At 71.3% G+C, this 16,595-nt stretch carries 13 protein-coding genes; 5 read left to right on the forward strand and 8 right to left on the reverse strand.

Annotation, left to right across the window (positions count from 1 at the left end; translation table 11 throughout):
• Positions 1 to 34 precede the first annotated feature (34 nt).
• The 3 genes from ACFU6I_RS37390 to ACFU6I_RS37400 are packed head-to-tail and all read right to left on the reverse strand — an operon-like array spanning position 35 to position 3,104.
• Complete coding sequence (locus ACFU6I_RS37390) at positions 35 to 1,189, reverse strand: STM4014 family protein (protein ID WP_384375447.1); 1,155 nt, start codon at positions 1,187 to 1,189, stop codon at positions 35 to 37.
• Positions 1,170 to 2,141, reverse strand: coding sequence for an STM4015 family protein (locus ACFU6I_RS37395; protein WP_384375450.1), 972 nt, complete (start codon positions 2,139 to 2,141; stop codon positions 1,170 to 1,172). The genes ACFU6I_RS37390 and ACFU6I_RS37395 overlap by 20 nt, the downstream gene beginning before the upstream one ends.
• A gap of 6 nt (positions 2,142 to 2,147) precedes the next feature.
• Complete coding sequence (locus ACFU6I_RS37400) at positions 2,148 to 3,104, reverse strand: STM4015 family protein (RefSeq protein WP_384375453.1); 957 nt, start codon at positions 3,102 to 3,104, stop codon at positions 2,148 to 2,150.
• Positions 3,105 to 3,270: 166 nt separating this feature from the next.
• Between ACFU6I_RS37400 and ACFU6I_RS37405 the strand changes: the two genes are divergently transcribed.
• Together ACFU6I_RS37405 and ACFU6I_RS37410 are read left to right on the forward strand one after the other, a co-directional pair.
• The gene (locus ACFU6I_RS37405; RefSeq protein WP_384375456.1) at positions 3,271 to 3,597 is read left to right on the forward strand and encodes a hypothetical protein; all 327 of its coding nucleotides are present in this window, start codon (positions 3,271 to 3,273) and stop codon (positions 3,595 to 3,597) included.
• A 123-nt stretch (positions 3,598 to 3,720) separates the two neighbouring features.
• Positions 3,721 to 4,722, forward strand: coding sequence for a DUF6745 domain-containing protein (locus ACFU6I_RS37410; protein WP_384375459.1), 1,002 nt, complete (start codon positions 3,721 to 3,723; stop codon positions 4,720 to 4,722).
• Positions 4,723 to 4,772: 50 nt separating this feature from the next.
• Here the strand turns inward: ACFU6I_RS37410 and ACFU6I_RS37415 are convergent, their stop codons facing one another.
• From ACFU6I_RS37415 to ACFU6I_RS37435, 5 genes are all read right to left on the reverse strand, one after another.
• Complete coding sequence (locus tag ACFU6I_RS37415) at positions 4,773 to 5,384, reverse strand: TetR/AcrR family transcriptional regulator (RefSeq protein ID WP_384375462.1); 612 nt, start codon at positions 5,382 to 5,384, stop codon at positions 4,773 to 4,775.
• Between the two features lie 104 nt (positions 5,385 to 5,488).
• The gene (locus ACFU6I_RS37420; protein ID WP_384375465.1) at positions 5,489 to 9,217 is read right to left on the reverse strand and encodes a S8 family serine peptidase; all 3,729 of its coding nucleotides are present in this window, start codon (positions 9,215 to 9,217) and stop codon (positions 5,489 to 5,491) included.
• Positions 9,218 to 9,376: 159 nt separating this feature from the next.
• The gene (locus ACFU6I_RS37425; protein WP_384375468.1) at positions 9,377 to 10,600 is read right to left on the reverse strand and encodes a Glu/Leu/Phe/Val dehydrogenase dimerization domain-containing protein; all 1,224 of its coding nucleotides are present in this window, start codon (positions 10,598 to 10,600) and stop codon (positions 9,377 to 9,379) included.
• Entirely contained in the window at positions 10,597 to 12,225 is a 1,629-nt protein-coding gene (locus ACFU6I_RS37430) for a thiamine pyrophosphate-binding protein (RefSeq protein WP_384375471.1), read from the reverse strand. Before ACFU6I_RS37430 ends, ACFU6I_RS37425 begins: the two co-directional genes overlap by 4 nt.
• A 117-nt stretch (positions 12,226 to 12,342) precedes the next feature.
• Entirely contained in the window at positions 12,343 to 12,906 is a 564-nt protein-coding gene (locus tag ACFU6I_RS37435; protein ID WP_384375474.1) for a carboxymuconolactone decarboxylase family protein, read from the reverse strand.
• Between the two features lie 160 nt (positions 12,907 to 13,066).
• Here ACFU6I_RS37435 and ACFU6I_RS37440 point away from each other — a divergent pair, with 160 nt between their 5' ends.
• The 3 genes from ACFU6I_RS37440 to ACFU6I_RS37450 all read left to right on the forward strand — a co-directional run.
• Positions 13,067 to 13,507 (forward strand): PPOX class F420-dependent oxidoreductase, encoded by a 441-nt coding sequence (locus ACFU6I_RS37440; protein WP_384375477.1) that lies wholly within the window; start codon positions 13,067 to 13,069, stop codon positions 13,505 to 13,507.
• A gap of 99 nt (positions 13,508 to 13,606) precedes the next feature.
• On the forward strand, positions 13,607 to 14,803 hold the full coding sequence (locus ACFU6I_RS37445; protein WP_384375480.1) for an MBL fold metallo-hydrolase: 1,197 nt from the start codon (positions 13,607 to 13,609) through the stop codon (positions 14,801 to 14,803).
• 685 nt (positions 14,804 to 15,488) lie between these two features.
• The coding region (locus tag ACFU6I_RS37450) for a hydrolase (RefSeq protein ID WP_384375484.1) at positions 15,489 to 16,595 on the forward strand (1,107 nt) is incomplete at its 3' end.

Consider the following 16,595-nt stretch of genomic DNA (forward strand, 5'->3'; position numbering starts at 1 on the left):
CGCGTCGCGGATGTCGGCGACGGCCTGTCCGGCGTCAGGGGGTGGCGCTTGCACGGTGGTTCCTTGCTCTGTTCAGTACGGCGACGACCTGCGTCGCGTAGGTGTCCAGGCCCTCGAAGCCGCTGCCGGGCAGCCCGGTCAGGCGTGGCAGCAGGTCGCCGAAGGCGTTGACCTCGCCGACGGCGAACCGCCGCCAGCCGGTCGCGGGCAGCAGATCGACGGCCACACACAGCGTGTCGGGGAAGCAGGCAGCGGCGCGCTCGCACACGGCCAGGGCCTCGGCCCAGCTGCCGCCCGCCGCCTCGACGGCCGCGCGGACCTCGTCGAGGCTTCCGCGCTCGCCACCGAGGTGAAGATTGGTCATGGGGGAGTGGCTGGTCCGTACGACGGCATGGGTGGCGCGGCCCGCCACCACCACGACCCGCAGGTCGGCCGAGCGCCCACGCTGTGATGCCTTGGGCAGCCAGCGCTCGATGTGGAGCCCGTCCGGTGCGAGCGCGTCGACGATCGCCGCCACCTCGCGCTCCGTCGTGCAGCGGCGCACCCGCAGTGAGTTGAAGAGCCGTCCGGACGTGTCGCGCTCCACCGACGTGGTCGCCCGCACCCGGCCGGGACCTGCCGTCTCCACGGCCAGCACCCCCGAGGCGGACGAGCCGTGCGCGAGCTTCACGAAGGCCCGTGGCATCCGGTGCTGAGCCATCCGCGCGCGCACATCCGCCCAGTCGCGCACCACGGGCGCCGCAGCGCCGGAGGTCGGCGAAGCCGGTACGGGGACCCCGGCGCCGTCCAGCACGGCATGGCACAGCCGCTTGTCGAACAGCACGGCGACATCGCCCGGGGCGTCGAGCAGGGCCGCTCCGGCCGCGTCGGCCGCCCGTGCGACCGTCCGCACCGCTCCGGTGAACCGGGTGTACCAGAGGGCGGTGCCCTCGACCCTCGTGGGATCGTCCACCGACCGCAGCAACCGCTCGACCTCGGCGTCCTCACCGGGCGAGTCCATCCGTACGGTCTCGCCCGGCAGGAAGACGGCCTCGCCGCCCAGGACGTCCAGCCAGGGCACCACACGCGCGGCCGGCAGCCCGGCGGCGCGTACGGCGTCCCGGAAGAGTGTGACCCGGCGGTTGCCGGGAACTCCCACGACGGCGAAGCGCACCGCCGGGCCGCCCGCCCTACTCGCTGACTGCGACATAGCGCTCGTCGTCCTCATCCGGATCCCAGTACTCCACCTCGTCCGGTTCACCGTTCACCCGGTCGGCACCGAGCAGTCCCCTGAGACGGTCCAACCACGGGTCACTCATGTAGTGGTGATGCAGATCCAGCGAGGTCAGGTGGGTGAGCGGCTGGCCCGCGAGAAGCGCCTCGGCTCCGCGGTCGCCGAGCGTGCCCATCGCCAGGGAGAGCGACTCCAGCTGGGCGACAACCGGGGCGGACGCCACCGCGGCCGCGATCTCGTCCTGGATCTCGCTGTTCTGCAGACCCAGATGGCGCAGGTTCGGCAAGGCGGCACCGGAGAGCAGCGGCGCAAGGTCCTCGACCGTCGCGTCCCCGCCGTACTCGGAGACGCCGAGCCACAGTTCGAGGTGCTCCAGCGCGGGCAGTTCCGACGCCCCGACCGCCCGCACGACGGCCGACGGAAGGCCGCCGGACTCGAACCGCAGTGAGGTGAGTGCCTTGTGCCGCACCGGCCGCAGATCAAGGGTCTGCTTGCCGGCGATCGGCTCGCCGGAGCCGCGCACCGTCAGCTCCCGCACCTGCCCGAACGCCTCGAGCACCGGGGTGATGTCGGCCATCTCCAGCCAGGAGAGCTCGCACTCCTCGCTGACGACATCGGCGAGGAAGAGCGCCCGCAGGGACGGGAACCGGTCCGCGTGGCCCGCCAGCAGGTCGACGACGGGGGCGAACGGCTCGTACTCCTCCTGCCACCACGGACCGATCAGCAGGGCTCGCACCTGCGTGGTGTCGACCGTGTCGAGGAAGTGCTGCCACAGGACGGCGAATGTCAGACTGCCCTGCCAGGCGCTCTCCAGCCGCCAGGCGACCGCGTCCGCCGCGGGAAGCGGACCGGTGTGCGGCTGCCCGGGGCCGGGCAGCGTGAGGACCGGCAGGCCGTGGAACGTCTCGGGGTGGTCGATGTCAGTCATCGGGTGTCACTCCGAAACCGCGGTGTAGCGGCCCTCGGCCCCGCGACCGTCCCAGGGTTCCTCGCGTTCGGACACATCGACCTGCACTCCGTGCGGTTCCAGCGCCTCCTTGATCCGGCGCTCCATCGGCGCGGTGAGGAAGTGATGGTGCAGATCGAGCCGTTCGAGATGGGTCAGCGGCTGGCCTTCGAGCAGCGCGGCCGCGCCCTCGTCGCCCAGCGTCCCGTGCGACAGATCGAGGGTGCGCAGCTGGGCGACGACCGGGGCGCCCGCGACGGCCGTCGCGATCTCGTTCTGCACTTCGCTGTTGCGCAGACCGAGGTGGTGCAGGCGGGGGAAGCGCGAGCCGGAGAGCAGCGGGGCCAGGTCCGCGACATCGGTGTCGCCGCCGTACTCGGAGACACCGAGCCAGAGATCGAGCCGCTCCAGTGCGGGCAGCTCGCTGTCCAGAATGCCGCGGATCACTCCGGCCGGGAGCCCGCCCGTCTCGATGGTCAGCGAACGCAGCCGCTCGTGCTTCGACGGGGAGAACTCCAGGTCCGTGCCGCCGCGCACGCCCAGTTCCAGCAGGTCGGGGAACGCCCTCAGCAGCGCGGTGACGTCGGACTGCTCGATCCAGGAGATCTCGTTCTCCTCGGCCGTCATGTCGCCCACGAAGACGGCTTCCAGCGAGGTCAGCCGGTCGGCGGCGGCGATCACGAGATCGATCGGGTACGACGACGTCTCCTCGTACGACTCGCCCCACTGGCCGATGATCAGGGCCCGCACGCCCGCCGGGTCGACAGCAGCGAGAAATGCCTGGAACGCCTGCTCCCAGGTCATCTCGGACTCGTCGTCGTACGGGTCGACCGATATACGCCAGGCCGCGGCATCGGCGGCCTGCGCCGGCGCCTCGTTCGTCGCGTGCCGGAAGTCGACGGCCGGCAGGCCGAGCAACTCGTGCAGGTGATCCACACCGGACATGACCCTGAGCTCCTGAGACTGGGGGACGGCTGATGTCGGCAAGGTTTATCAAGCCCCACTGACAATGCGGCGGGCGGGGGAGCGGTTGTGACCGATTGTCAGACCCTCCCCTTAGCGTTTTCTCCAGGGTCGGCACAGCGGGTGCCACCCTGGAGGGGAGACGTCTGTGTACCGGCAGGGCGATGTACTGATCGTGGCGTTGGACGAGTCCGAGGTGCCCGCGCACCTGGCGGAAGCGCCGGGGGAGCCGCGGGACGCCCGCGGGCGGATGGTGCTCGCGCTGGGCGAGGTCACCGGTCATGCGCATGCAGTCCAAGGGCCCGGCCGGCTGATGCGCGAGGCGGGCGCCTTCGGCCCGATGCTGCTCCATCTCCCCGACGGCGGGCGGGTGGTGCACGAGGAGCATGCGGCGATACCCCTGTCGAAGGGCTGGTACCGCGTCGTGCGCCAGCGGGAGTACGCACCGGGCGCGGTCCGCATCGTCGCGGACTGAGCCGGCCGGTCCGGGCAGGCGGCGGGCGACGCAGCGGGCCGGTACCGGGCGGCGGGGCGAACACGCCGGACAGGCGGCGAACAGCAGAGATCCAAGAGAGTGAACAGGGGACGGGGACAACCGATGCAGTACGTGGACTCATGGCGGGCCGTGGCAGCGGCGACCGGTGCGGCGGACCGGGGAGCGGCCGAGGACGGGGTCCGCCTCGCCTACCGCAGCGCGGGACTGGCCGAGCCGGAGCAGATTGTCTGGGCCGATTCGCCGAAGGCGGCCGTCGAGGTGGTCGAGAAGCTCGTCGACGCGGGCCGCTCGGTGCGCGACGAGGTGCGGACCCGCCCGTGGGCGGAGGAACGGCGCCGGATGTACGACGAGTTGGGTCCGGCCGGCTGGTCCTCCCTCTGGTCGGCCACGGGCGCCCAGCTCTGGGAGACCACGGCCGCGCTCGCCGAGCGGATACGGACCGGTGTCGTCGCGGCCCTCGCCGGGAGCCCCGAGGACGAGTCGGATGTACGCCTGGTGCTGCTCGACGCGGTCCTCGGCCAGCACGACGCGGCGTGGCTCGCCGCGTTCGACGGCCGCGGGGACCGGCTCGACGGCCTGGCGGAGGTGGCCAGGCACGCGGGCTGGTGGTGGCCGTACGAGCGCGCCGTGGTGATCAGCGAACGCCCGGAGACGCTCCACCGCGACGAGGCGGGCCGGCTCGACCGCGGGGACGGCCCTGCCCTCTCGTACCGTGACGGTTTCGCGCTGTACGCCTGGCGCGGCATGCCTGTTCCCGCCGAGTTCCTCGCGGAACTGACGACCCTGACCCCCCAGCGGATACGCGAGGAGGAGAACGCGGAGCTGCGCCGCGTGATGCTGGAGTTCTACGGCTACGACCGCTACCTCACCGAGTCGGGCGCCCAGCCGGTGCACCATGACGAGACGGGCATCCTGTGGCGGATCGCGCTGGACGGCGACGAGGACGTGGTGATGGTCGAGGTGGTCAATTCGACCCCGGAGCCCGACGGGACCCATCGCACCTACTGGCTGCGGGTACCGCCCTCGACCAGGACCGCGAAGGGCGGCGTCGCCTGGACCTTCGGGCTGGACGAAGACGCGTACACGCCTCTGCGCCAGACCTGATCGGTCGACAGGGCGGAAGGGAAGCGAAGGAGGCGGAGTGGCCGGCCGGGTCAGGCCGTCAGCGTCGCCCGGTCGATGCCCAGTTCGCGGGCCAGCGCCTCGTCGGTCCACGCCAGCATCGTGGCCCGGGAGAGCGGACCGGCGTACGACGTCATCTGGACGGCCAGGCCATCCAGCAGGGCGGTCAGTCGCCAGGCCACGGACATCGGGTCGTCGCAGTGGAACTCACCCGCGGCGGCGCCCTCTTCGATGACCTCGGCCAGCTCCGCCTTCCACTGCTGGTCGAGATCGCCGGCCACATTGCGCAGCGCCGGGTCCCGGAGCGAGGCCGCCCAGCCCTCGATCCACAGCCGCCAGCCCTTGGCCTGCCCGGTCGGTGCGTACCAGCGGACGGCGGCGCGCAACCGCCGTACCGCACTCGTGCGACGGCCCAGGAGCTTGCGCAGATGGGCGAGGTCCGCCTCGGCCGCATGCGCGAAGGCGGCTGCGACCAGCTTCTCCTTCGTCGAGAAGTGGTAAAGCACCAGGGCGTTGCTCACGCCGAGCACGGACGCCACATCGGCGATCCGTACCGCTGCGACACCTCGCACCTCGATCTGTTCGACGGCAGCGCGGAGCAGCTCCTCGCGTCGTTCCGCCACGCTCAACCGCACTCTTGCCACGGCGTCACCCTAACCAATGCGCCGGTCCCGGACAGGTCGGGGGCGGGACCGCGTACGGCCCCGCCCCCTGCTCACCACCTGTCACCTCAGGGCTCCGGCGCAGGTCAGCACCAGATATCGGCGCAGCCGGAGTTGTAGGCGTCGATCAGGGTCTCCGTCAGCGAGGCACCTGAGGTGTCCGTGACGGTGGTGCGCAGGTCGACCTTGGCGGTGCCCATCGCAGGCACCGTCACCTTCCACCTGCCGTCGGCCGTACGCGCTGCCGCGGCCTGCTTCCAGCCGGTGCCGTCCGTCGCGTACCAGACCTTCAACGAAGCGACGGCAAGCGCCCGTCGACTGCCCTGCGCCGTGAGCCCGACCGTGTAGTCGAGCGGCCTCCCCGCGTCGGCCGCGTTCTCGCCGGTCAGCGGCAGCCGGTAGTCGAGGTCCAGCAGCCGGGCCGCGGCGGCCGACTTCTCGTGACCGGAGCGGAACCGCCACTCGCTGGTGATGCGGGTGCCGAGCATCCACGTCACCGGGTCCGGTGACGTACGGGTGGCGTCGACCGTCAGCCGGTACCAGTCGTCCTTGCGCGGCAGGTCGAACGTGGCGCGGCCCGGTGCGTCGTTGCGGGCCAGCACCTTCCCGCCGTCGTCCGCCAGGACCGTGCTGCCGGTGTCCGCCCCCGGCGCCGTCTCGGCACGGTGCCCGGCCGCGTCCGAGAACACCGGGAGCGCCACATTCAGCTTGTCGCCGTCCCGGGTGATCTGCGCCGCCCCGGCCTGTTCGCCGAGCGCCGGGTTGAAGGGCGCGGACATCCAGTCGTCCCGGTAGTCACCGCCCGCGCGGTACACGGTGGGCGGGCCGACCAGCGTCCCCAACGGGTAGACGAAGTCGGAGACGTCGTACTGGTAGTGGAAGGTCGCCGTCGTCCACGCGACGTCCGGGCTGTAGTAGAGCGTCTGCTCCGACGGCGGCCGGTAGCGGGTGGACTGCTGGTTGAGCGTCAGCCCGTGCCACGTCGTCCAGGCGTACATGCCCTTGGGGTCGTTCGGGTAGCCGTGCGTGCGCTCCACCGTCGTCACCCTGGCCAGATTCGACCGCCGGTCGAACCAGTCGGCGCCCGCCGGGACCCTGCCGTCGACCGAGTGGTGCAGGAAGTAGGCGTCCGCCGAGGTGCTGATGCCGTCGAGCGTCAGCGTCAGCGGTCCCTCGGCCAGCCGTGCCCGCAGGGCGGGCACACTGGCCGTGTCCAGCCTGAGCACCGGTGTCGGCCTGTAGACCGAGAGTCCGTAGCCGACATACACGACGGCGGCCGTGCCCGCGTCCGTCAGCTTCTGGTAGAGCGCGTTGTTGAACGCGGTCTGGCTGGTGGCCGGTGTCCACAGGACGATCTTGCCCTTGAGGTCCATGGCCGCCGGGTCGGTGTCCGCCCCGGTGCCGATGTCGACGACCTCGCCGGTGGCCGTGCCCAGCCAGCTGTAGATGCTGTACTGGGAGAGCAGCAGCCTCAGCGCGTCGGCCGAGGAGCCCGGCTCGTGGGCATCGACCTCCCGTTGCTGCCAGCTCAGCCCGCCGAAGAAGGTGAGCCCGTCCAGCGTCCCACCCGTGGAGGGCACCGCCTCCACGCGGTACTGACCGGCGGAGCTCGGTGCCACCAGCCCGGTGTCCGCGGCATTCGTGCCGGAACCGACCCGTGACGCGATCCCGGTGGCCGACTGCAGGGACACCCGGGCCGACCCGTCGTCGACACCGATCCTGACGGGCTCTGCGCCCTTGGTGTCCAGTGCGAGGGTGCTGTTCCGATCGAGCATCACCCGGTGGGCGAAATGGATCGCGGTGGTCCCGACGACCGTGTTGCCCACGGTGTCGTACTCCCACGTGTGCCCCAGGATGCGGTAGCTGCCGCGCGGCAGCGTCACCGTCCTCGGCTTGGTGCCGTCCAGGCCGATCAGCTGGGATGCGCCCGTCCTCTCGTTCTGCAGGACCGCGCCCGTCGAGGTGCGCTCCGCGCCTTCGCGCGGTGCGGGACCGGTCAGGGTGAGGGCGTACGTCTCCGGATCGGCCTCGACGGCAACGGGCACCGTCGCCCTGCCGCGCCCCGGCCAGGTCGCGGTGACCGCTCCGCTGTACGTCGTCCCCGCCTCGACCTGTGACGGATCGAGGACGACCTCCATGACCGCGGACGACCGAGCGGGCACGGTCACCGTCTCCGCGCCCAGCCTGATCGCCCGGCCGGGCCCGGCGGACAGCTGTAGCCTCACGGGCTTGTCCGTGGTGTTCGTCCAGGTCACGTCGTGGCTTTGTGGGGCGGCGGAGGCGTTCGGGTACGTGGTGTGGGCGGCCAGCGCGGTGGGTTCGGCGACCACCGTGGTGTCCAGTGCGGCGGGTACGTCGGTGAGACCGGCGCCCGTGTCACTCACCGTCGCACCCGCCACCGGGGCGGCGCTGCCGACCAGTGCGGACTTCAGCTGCGCCCCCGACCAGTCGGGGCGGCGCTGGGCCAGCAGGGCGGCGGCGCCCGCGACATGCGGGCTGGCCATCGACGTACCGGAGAGCGAGGCGTACTGCTCGGTGACGGCTGCGTCGTCCAGCGTGCCGGCGGCGCGGGCGGCCACAATGGCACTGCCCGGTGCGGAGATCTCCGGCTTGACGGCGGGCCGGCCCTGGCGTGGTCCGCGTGAGGAGAACGCCGACATCTCACCGGATTTGGTGACCGAGCCGACCGTCAGTGCGGCATCGGCGGCGCCCGGCGCGCTGATCGTACGGTCGCCGCTGTTGCCCGCGGCGATCACGAAGAGTGTGCCGTGCTCGGCGGAGAGCTTGTCGACCGCGGCGGACAGCGGGTCGGTGCCGTCGGAGGCCCGGTTCGATCCGAGACTCATGTTGACGATCCGGGCGTCCTGGTCGACGGCCCACTGCATGCCGGCGAGGATCCAGGAGTCGTAGCCGTAGCCGTCGTTGCCGAGGACTTTGCCCTCGACGAGCTCCGCGCCCGGCGCGACACCCGCGTACCGGCCCCCGGAGGCCGCACCGGATCCGGCGATGATCGAGGAGACATGGGTGCCGTGGCCCTGGAGGTCCTGGACGTCGCCGTCCTCGGTGAAGTCCTGCGAGGCGGTGACGGCATTCTTCAGGTCCGGGTGGGTGCGGTCGTAGCCGGTGTCGAGGACCGCGACCTTGGTGCCCTTGCCGGTGATTCCGGCGCGGTGAGCCGTGTCCGCGCCGATCTGCGGTACGGACCGGTCGAGCGTCGCCCGTACTCTTCCGTCGAGCCAGACCTTCCCGATGCCTTCGCTGCGGGCCCCGGACGCCGTGCCGAGCTGCTTCCACACGGTGCCGGCCGACTTCTTCGGAACGCTCAGAGCCGTGGTGCGTGCGGTGCGGAAGGCCGCGGCGACACGGGAGCCCTTCGGCGCGTCGGGGCTTGCGGCGGACGGCGTGTCGCCGCCGACCAGGAGCCGCAGGGTGTCGGTGCTGCTGTCGGCGTAGCCCGAGGCGACCAGCTCGGTCACGTCGAACAGCCGTCGGTCGACGCGGCCCTGCGCGATCTGTCCGACGGCGTCGATCGGCACCGCGTACTCGTGGCCGTCCGCCCGGAACCGCGTGAAGCCCATGCCCTCACGGCCGGAGCCAGGCACGATCGAGCTGATCTGCACGGCGTTCCCGCTGCCGGAGTACGTCACCACGTCGCCGGTCAGCAGCGTGACGGTGCGGGCAGCGCCACCTGCGGCCGGGGATATGGCCGGGTCGGCGAAGGCGGGGGCGTTGTCGGCGGCGGCAGGGAGTGATCCACCGGCAAGGGCGGCGGCGAGCGCTGTGGCGCAGGCCGCCGCCCATCTGGTCCGTCTCATTCTCACCTCGTGAACTCGTGTGTTCCCAGGGGATGGTGAGGCGAGAATGTCAGGGGCATGGCGGCTTGGGCCCGGTCGATGCTGGCGGGAAGCTGCCATGGCAGCTATTCGCCGTAAACCCTTTCGATCAGCGGGAGTTGAGCGAAGGCGGGCGGAGCGTCACCGGTACCAGCCGAACCGTTCGGCCATCACCGGCAGCCGTTCGGCGACGAGCGCATGGGCCGCCGCACGGGGCGTGGAGCCGTCGGCCTCGGCGCGGGCCAGCATCCGGTCGATCAGGGCGCGCATCGAGCGACGGGTATGACCGAACGCCTCCTCGGCGTCGGCGCCGATGTCGCCGAACAGGGTCCACCACCACCAGGCGTTCGTACCGGAGTTGACGACCACATCGGGCAGTACGGTGATCCCGCGCCCGGCGAGCAGCGCCTCCGCCTCCGGCAGCACCGGCATGTTCGCCGCCTCGACCACCCAACGGGCAGTGATGAGCGCCTGGTTCGTGGCGTCGATGGCGTACGAGACCGCTGCCGGGACGAGCACCTCCGCCTCCTGGGTCAGCCAGGCGTCGGCGGGCAGCTCGCGGTCCCCGTCCCGCAGCGCACCACGGTCCACCGTTCCGTACGCGTCCCTGGCGGCGAGCAGCGCCTCGACGTCGAGGCCCGCCGGGTTGGCGATGGTGCCCTTGATGTCCGCGACGGCGACGACCTTCAGCCCGGCCCGCGCCAGGAACCGCGCCGTCGCCCCGCCCATCGTGCCGAGGCCCTGCACGCAGACGCGCGCCTGCGGGTACGCCACGCCTGCCCGGTCCAGCGCGGCGAGCGCCGACTCGGCGACCCCGCAGCCGCCGACCAGTTCGTCGAGCCCGATGCCGTCCACCTCGACGGCGAACGCGTCGGCGAGCCGCTGCCGCGCGGCCGTCTCGTCGTCGAGCAGGGGATAGACGGCCTGGATCGAGGAGATGAGCCCGGCCTCGGCGGCCGCCCGGTCGACGAGGTCCTGCGTCAGCCCGAGGTCCTCACCGGTCGTCCAGACGTTCTCGATGTACGGGCGCACGGCCCGCAGATAGCGCACCAGGACCCCGTACGCCTCCGGGGCGCGCGGGTCGCAGTCGATGCCGCCCTTGGCGCCGCCGAGCGGTATGTAGCGGGCCTGTGCGTCGTCGGCGTCGAAGTGCAGGGCCTCCTTCATCGTCATGCCGCGGGCGAGCCCGGCCACCTCGTCGAGCGTGCAGCCCTCCCGCATCCGCAGCCCGCCGCTGGACACACCGCGCACCAGCCGGTCGACGACCAGATGGCCCTGGCGTCCGGTGACATGGTCCGTCCAGGTCAGCGAGATCAGCGGAGCCGGTGGGGTGGTCGGGGACGCGGTCGTCGTCGGCGTCGTCATCGGGGGGTCTCCTCGGTCACAGTGATCAGGGTGGGCCCGGGGGTGGTCAGGGCCAGGGACAGGGCGCGGGTGAGTGCCTCGGGTGAATCGGCGTGGACACCGTGGCCGCCGTACGCACGGGCCAGCGCCGGGAGGTCGACGGACGGCATATCGACCGCCGTGGGGGTGTCGCCGCGCGCCGCCATTTCGTCGCGGATCTCGCCGTATCCGCCGTTGTCGAACACCACGACGGGCAGCGGCAGCCGCAGCTGGGCGGCGGTGGCGAGCTCCTGCACGGAGAACTGCAGCCCGCCGTCGCCGCTCAGCGCCACCACCTGACGGGCGGGATACGCGGTCTTCGCGCCGATCGCGGCGGGCAGGGCATAGCCGAGCGTGCCGAAGCCGGTCGGATGGAGATAGCGCCCCGCCGGACCCACCGGCAGATGCGGGATGGCGCCGTAGTAACAGCACTGTGCACTGTCCGAGGTCAGGATCGCGTCCGCGTCCAGCACGGTTCGTACGGCCTGGAGATACGGCAGCCGGTGGGCATCGCGCTCAGCGGTCTCCGCGTCCCGCCCGGCGCGCAGCGCCCGTACGGCACCGGTCCGGTCCGGAGCCCCGGAACCCGGTGCGCCGTGGGACTCGGCGAGTTGCTGTCGCAGGGCTTCCAGGGTGGTGCGGGCGTCGCCGACGAGCGGCAGTTGCGCGGGCAGTCCCGCGTACATCTGATCCGGGTCGACGTCGACCCGGATCAGGGTGGCGCGCAGCGCGGGCGGCGCGGACCAGAGATCGGACTCGGCCAGTTCCGTGCCCACGGCCAGTACGGCATCGCACCCGGCCAGCCACTGTTGTACGGACGGGCTGTGCAGCGACACCCCGAGCGACAGCGGGTGCGTCTCGTCGACGATCCCCTTGCCGTTGGCAGTGGTGACCACCGGCGCACCCAGCTCCTCGGCCAGCGTCAGACACTGCGCCGCGGCGTTCCTGGCGCCGCCGCCGAGGACCAGTGCGGGCTGCCGGGCCGACCGCAGCACCCGCGCCGCGTCCCGCAGCACGGGCAGGGACGGGCAGGTCGCGGGCGTCGGCGGGGCGAGCCGCACCGGACCCGCCGGTTCCGGTTTCTCCAGCAGATCGAGCGGCACCTCGATGTGGGCCGGGCGGGGGCGTCCGGTGCGGAACAGTGTGAAGGCGCGCGCCACCGCGGAGAAGATCTCCTCGACCGTCGACGCCCGGTGGCTGAATGCCGAGACCCCCCGCAGCGCCTCGGTCTGGCTGCGCATCTCGTGCAGCAGACCGGTCGACTGGCGTGGATGGCGCAGTGGCATGCCGGGCGAGACGACCAGCATCGGCACGCTGTCCGAGTACGCCTGCCCGACCGCCGCCGCGATGTTCAGCAGCGCCGGACCGGTGGTGGTGATCGCCACCCCCGGGCGCCCGGTGACCCGCGCGTACGCATCGGCGGCATATCCCGCGCCCTGCTCGTGGCGCGGGGTGACATGCGCGATTCCGTACGGGGCCAGATGCCGGTAGATCTCCAGGTTGTGCGTTCCCGGAATCCCGAACGCCTGTGTCACACCGTGCTCCGCCAGTGCGCGAACCACGGCTTCGCCGCCGGTCAGCGAGGTCGGCCTCGGCTGCTCGGACACACTGCCTCCCTCCGTCAACCGGTCGATTTACTGAATCGCCAGTCAGTATTGGGAGGCAGAGGTCCCCTGTCAATGTGATCTTTACTGAATCGGTGTTCAGTGGCTGAGGTGCGACCGTCAGGGGGCGGCGGGGTGCGGTACCTCGCACTCGTCCTTGAAGCCCTGGCTGGTCAGACCCAGTGCGGAGTTGGTCCGCGAGCGCATGTTCTCCACGGCGACCATGGTCGTCAGCTCCACCAGGGCCTTCTCGCCGAGCGCGGTCCTGAGCCGGTCCACCAGCTCGTCCGTGACCTCCGGCGGGGTGAGGCTCATCGCCTCCGCGTACTCCATGACGTCACGCTCCCGTGGTGTGTACACCTCGCTGTCCCGCCATACCGGCACCTCGCGCAGTTTGCGGGGGTCCATCCCGTGCCGGTGGTTCTCCCAGTAGCCGAAGTCCATGCACCAGCTGCAGCCCACGGTCGCCGCGGAGGCCATCACCGCAAGGGCCTTGAGCTGCGGGTCCAGCGCCTTCCACCGGCCCACGGCCAGCTCGAAGCGGAGCCCGGCCCACAGCACCCTGGTGTGGTGGGCGGTGGCCCGTACGGGATCGATGACCTTCCCGTACGTACGGTTCGAGTACCACGACACGGCGCGGAAGAGGAGGCTGCGGGGCGGGTCGAGCGAGATACGGGCGGTCATGGCGGGTCTCCTTCGGTTCGGCTCCGAGTCCGCCGCGCGATCCCCCGAGGTCACCGGCGGCGGCTGCTGTCACGGATGCGACGGGCGGGAGCCGCCGGATGTGACATCGGAGGGCGGCCGATCGCGGAATCCTGCGAAGGGTACGGACGTTGGTTCCGGCATGACGGGAATCGATGCAGAGCAGGACGCGCTTCTCCGGCTGATCGCCGAGGAGGGCGGCGGGGTGCTCGTGACGCTGAAGCGGGACGGCCGGCCCCAGCTCTCCAATGTCAATCACTTCTACTATCCCGAGGAGCGCATCATCCGCGTCTCGATCACCGAGGGCCGGGCGAAGACGCGGAACCTCCGGCGCGATCCCAGGGCGAGCTACCACGTCACCAGCAAGGACCGCTGGGCCTGGACCGTCGCGGACGGGACCGCCGAGCTGTCGCCGGTCGCCGCCGATCCGCACGACGCGACCGTGGAGGAGCTGATCACGCTCTACCGCGACGTACAGGGCGAGCATCCCGACTGGGACGACTACCGCAGTGCCATGGTCCGCGACCGGCGGATCGTCCTGCGGCTGCACGTGGAGCATGTGTACGGGCAGCCGCGTGGCTGAGGCGGCACGGTCCGGCCTTCATTCCCCTGGCCGTTCCGTACTCGCACCGTCGCACCCCCTGCTCATAATGAAACGACACCGACTCCCTCAGGAGATGTTGTGACCGGCGCTGACTCCCTGCACCCGCTCCGCACCCGGCTCCGTACGCTGCGACCTGCCGCATTCGGCGCCGACCCCGACGGCGACCGCATGGAGCGCATCCGGCGCTCACCCAACTTCGCCGACGGCGTCTTCCAGAACCCCATGGGGGCGCGGAGCAGGCCGTCCGGCTCCATGCTGGAGTTTGCGAAGGTCTTCTTCCGCAAGGAGGAGCGGGCCCGCAGGACGCCGACCGGCACGGCACCCGTCCACGCCACCACGCTCGCCGACCTCGCCGCGCCGCCCGCCACGGGGCTGCGGCTCACCTGGATGGGCCATTCGAGCGTGCTGACCGAGATCGACGGCCGCCGGGTGCTCTTCGACCCGGTGTGGGGCGAGCGATGCTCGCCCTTCGCGTTCGCCGGGCCCAAGAGGCTGCACCCGGTTCCGCTGCCCCTCGCCGCGCTCGGCCCGGTCGACGCGGTCGTCATCTCCCACGACCACTACGACCACCTCGACCTGCCGACGATCCGGTCCCTGGCGGGCACGGACACGGTCTTCGCCGTGCCGCTCGGCGTCGGCGCCCACCTGGAGCGCTGGGGTGTGTCCGCCGACCGGATGCGCGAGCTCGACTGGAACGAGACCACGCACATCGCGGGCATCAGCCTGACCGCGACCCCCGCCCGGCACTTCTGCGGGCGCGGTCTGCGCAACCAGCAGCACACCCTCTGGGCGTCCTGGGCCGTCGCGGGCCCGGAGCACCGGATCTACCACAGCGGTGACACCGGCTACTTCCCCGGTTTCAAGGACATCGGAGCCGAGCACGGCCCGTTCGACGCGACGATGATCCAGATCGGCGCCTACTCCGAGTACTGGCCCGACATCCATATGACACCGGCGGAGGGCATGCGTGCCCATCTGGACCTCCAGGGCGGGAAGCCGCTCGGAGCGATGCTGCCGATCCACTGGGGCACGTTCAACCTGGCCCCGCACCCGTGGGCCGAGCCGGGGGAGTGGACGAAGGATGCTGCTGCGGAGGTCGGGCAGGCGGTGGCGCTCCCCCGACCCGGCGAACCCTTCGAACCGGCGGGGACGCTCCCCACGGACCCCTGGTGGCGCGCGGTGTCCGAGCCCATTGCGCACCCGTGGCGTCGCTCCAAGGGGGCGGATACCGCACCGGTGCACCAGGAAGAGGTCGACCTTGCGGGCGAGCGGTGATCTCGGGCCAGCCGGTCGCTGACTCCGCCTGCTCATGGCCGCGGGGTTCGAACGACCGTTCGGGGCCCGCGGTGTCCGGGGTGTCGTGATGCGGACGAGGGCGAACGGGCGGTGACGGCGGACTCGAAGCGGGTTCGGCAGTCCTTGCTCGCTGCAGGCGCCTCCGAGGTCCTGATCGAGGCGCTCGGACAGTAGGGCCCGACGCCCGCCGTGGACGGCCCGCCGGATATATCGGCGGGCCGTCCTGCGTCGTCCCCCGCCGGAGCCCCAAGGCCCGGCCGGCGTCGGTCGTCGATGCGGTGGCATCGCTCATGGACCAGGTCAGGTCCTCGGTCGCTCCGGGAGGATCCACTCGCTGGACCGCCTTGGTGTCAACGGGCAGCAACGGCCAAGCTGACCACGTACGCTCCTCCACCGTGCCGTTCGGGAGGGCTTCGGTCGGGAGATCGCGCTCCGCGGCCAGGAATGGCCCGGTGGCACTCCTGTCGAGAACAAGGAAGTCGGAGTAGCTGGCCAGGTTCGCGAGATGGGTGTCGAGCGGGACGCTCCTGGTCCACCAGTCTTTTGTCATGTACGCTTAAATAGTCTGTCGTCAGGTCGCATGCCGGTCATTGTTCTACGCGCGAAGAATTCAGTACCCAGCGGCTGCGCCCTCGTAGATCAACCCCTCCCGGAGGTATGACGGATGCTTGGATCCGGTAAGTCCCCCTGTCGCAGGCTCGTCAGCGGAATGGCCGTCCTGGGCGCCCTCGCCGCCGGCACCGCCGTCCAGGCGGTTCACGCCGCCCCCAGTGCCACCGCAGCCACCACCAATCGCGTGCTGTTCGACAACGCGCACGCCGAGACGGCCGGCAACGCGGACTGGATCATCAGCACCAGTCAGCCGGACCCTCTGGGCCAGAACTCCAGCCCCACTACGGAGACTTCCTGGACCGGCGCCCTCTCCTCCTGGGGTGTGGCCCTGCAGAGGACCGGCAACTACAGCCTCAAGACGCTGCCGTCGGGCAGCTCGATCACGTACGGCACCACCGGCGCAACCGACCTGATGAACTTCGACACCTTCGTGCTGCCCGAGCCGAACGTTCTGCTCACCGCGGCGGAGAAGACCGCCGTCATGAACTTTGTGAAGAACGGCGGCGGCCTGTTCCTGATCTCCGACCACACCGGCGCCGACCGCAACAACGACGGTGAGGACGCGGTCGAGATCATCAACGACCTGATGACCAACAACACCGTCGACAGCACCGACCCGTTCGGCTTCTCCGTCGACTCGCTGAGCATCGGCTCCGACTACCCGGCGGCGATCGCCGACAGCACCGACGCGGTGCTGCACGGCTCCTTCGGCACAGTGGCCAAGAGCCTCATCGCAAGCGGTACGACCGCCACCCTCAAGCCGGCCGACAACTCCAGCGTCAAGGGCCTGCTCTACCGCACCGGGTACTCCGGCAACACCGGCGCCTTCTTCGCCACCAGCACCTTCGGCAGCGGCCGCGTCGCCTTCTGGGGCGACAGTTCGCCGATCGATGACGGCACCGGTCAGTCCGGCAACACCCTGTACGACGGCTGGAACGACTCCGGCGCCACCAACGCCGCCCTCGCCCTCAACGCCACCGAGTGGCTCTCCGGCAGCAGCGGCGGCGGCACAGGTGCCTGCACCGCCGCCCAACTGCTCGCCAACCCCGGCTTCGAGTCCGGCAACACCTCCTGGACCGCGAGCAGCGGCGTCATCACCACGAGCAGCAGCGAGGCCGCCCGCACCGGCTCCTACAAGGCCTGGCTCGGCGGCTACGGC

The sequence above is a fragment of the Streptomyces sp. NPDC057486 genome, assembly GCF_042802415.1.
Classification (GTDB): Bacteria; Actinomycetota; Actinomycetes; order Streptomycetales; family Streptomycetaceae; genus Streptomyces; species Streptomyces yanii.